Genomic DNA, 1,690 nt, shown 5'->3' with positions numbered 1-1,690 from the left:
CGTCGAGGTCCTCGCGCCTGGCGTCGTACGTCCAGAACCTGGCCTTGCTGGTGGGCTGCTCCTGTCCGCTCGGCAGGAGGAGATGGGGCACGTTCGGGGAGGTGCGGACCTCCCAGCCATGATGGAGAGCGGCGCTGAGATGGGTGAGATGGAGGTTGTGCTTCACCGCGAGGCGCCTGCCCAGGTCGGTCACGGGGAGGGCGTAGCGGTCGCGGTCGACGTGGATGATCGCCCTGTTCGACACCGCTGTGCGAAGGCGTCGGCGGCTGGAGAGCGAGACGATGTCGGCAGCGCGGGCGATCCCACCCAGCTGCTCCAGCGCCTCGACTGCGTCCATGTCGGCCCAGTATGAGCGCGACCACCGACAACATTGATGGGAGACGCCTGCGGCGGCGGTGGCTCCGGTACTCCGGCACCTCACGACGCCTTCGCCTTCCCGCGAGTCGATGATCTGCGGACATCGCGCCTCGGCAAACATCGCCCGCACCGCCGCCGCGAATCAGTTCTGCGGCCGACAACCGCGCCAAGATCTACCGCGACTGGCTCCCCGCGGCCTGGCGGCACCTGGGGAATGATGGTTGGCATGGACGCTCTGACCGCAAGCTCCGGCAACTCCCGGGTCTACGTCGACATGGTCGGCGACCTGTTCCACGCAGGCCACGTCGAACTACTACGCGCAGCCCGTGCTCACGGCGACTACCTGATCGTCGGAGTCCTGTCGGACGAGACTGCAGCCGCCTACAAACGCACTCCGATCATGACCCTGGCTGAGCGAGTCGCGGTGATCGAGGCATGCAAGTACATCGATGAAGTCATTGCCGACGCACCTTTTCGGATCGACGAGGTCTTCCTGGCCGAGCACGACATCGCGACCGTCGTCCACGGCGACGACCTCTCACCCGCGGGCGCCGAAGCCGTCTACGGCGCAGCGCTCGCGGCCGGCAAGCTCGAGTACGTCCCGCGAACAACGGAGATCTCGACCACCGATCTCATCCAGCGAGTGGTCGACGCGAAGGCGGCTGGTGCCCTCGGCTGACGAGCACGCCGACCTTGACGGCCAGTAGGAGCATCTGTGTCGTTGGACCGAAAATCTGGTGCCGCCAACGACCACGGACTGACAACATGACGCCATGTCGCTGGCCACACCAACGCTCGTCACGGCGCGGTTGCGGCTGCGTCCTTTCGCCGACTCCGACGCGGACGAGCTGTTCGCGTTGCAGAGCGATGCCGACGTACTGCGTTATTGGGACTCTCCGCCGTGGACAGAGCGATCACAGGCGGACCGATTCATCGCGAGGTGTCACGAGATGGCGCACGAGGGCAGCGGGGCTCGGGTCGTGATCGAGAGGGCTGGCGATGGTGCGTTCCTCGGCTGGTGCACGTTGAACTCGTGGAACCCTGACTTTCGCAGCGCGTCGCTGGGCTACTGCCTCGGCAAGCCTGCGTGGGGGCAGGGCGTTGCGACCGAGGCCGCCGGTGCCTTGCTGGCCTGGGCTTTCGATACCCTGGACCTCAACCGGGTGCAGGCCGAGGCGGACACCCGCAACGTTGCTTCAGGTCGGGTTCTGGAGAAGCTCGGCTTCAGGCTGGAGGGGACGCTTCGCGAGGACTGCGTCGTCAACGGCGACGTCTCGGATTCGTGGGTCTTCGGTCTGCTCCGACGTGAGCGGCGGCCATAAGGCCTGCGGGC

Annotated in this window: 2 protein-coding genes and 1 pseudogene; 2 read left to right on the top strand and 1 reads right to left on the bottom strand. The window is 66.5% G+C overall.

What is annotated here, in order from left to right; genetic code table 11:
- Positions 1 to 337, bottom strand: a pseudogene (locus ACRDPS_RS20530) (hypothetical protein); the annotation flags it as partial.
- Between the two features lie 246 nt (positions 338 to 583).
- Between ACRDPS_RS20530 and ACRDPS_RS20525 the strand changes: the two are divergent.
- Together ACRDPS_RS20525 and ACRDPS_RS20520 are read left to right on the top strand one after the other, a co-directional pair.
- Entirely contained in the window at positions 584 to 1,036 is a 453-nt protein-coding gene (locus ACRDPS_RS20525; RefSeq protein ID WP_431503516.1) for an adenylyltransferase/cytidyltransferase family protein, read from the top strand.
- A gap of 94 nt (positions 1,037 to 1,130) precedes the next feature.
- Positions 1,131 to 1,679 carry a GNAT family N-acetyltransferase gene (locus ACRDPS_RS20520; RefSeq protein ID WP_431503515.1) on the top strand — a complete coding sequence of 183 codons (549 nt, stop codon included), beginning with the start codon at positions 1,131 to 1,133 and terminating at the stop codon, positions 1,677 to 1,679.
- The last annotated feature ends 11 nt before the right edge of the window (positions 1,680 to 1,690 follow it).

The sequence above is a fragment of the Nocardioides sp. genome, from assembly GCF_050699375.1.
Classification (GTDB): Bacteria; Actinomycetota; Actinomycetes; order Propionibacteriales; family Nocardioidaceae; genus Nocardioides.
This window is presented reverse-complemented; position numbering and strand designations above follow the sequence as displayed.

Bases quoted from the DNA above. Each gene is read 5' to 3' on its own strand.
- ACRDPS_RS20525 (WP_431503516.1), top strand. From the start codon at position 584: ATGGACGCTCTGACCGCAAGCTCCGGCAACTCCCGGGTCTACGTCGAC.
- ACRDPS_RS20520 (WP_431503515.1), top strand. From the start codon at position 1,131: ATGTCGCTGGCCACACCAACGCTCGTCACGGCGCGGTTGCGGCTGCGT.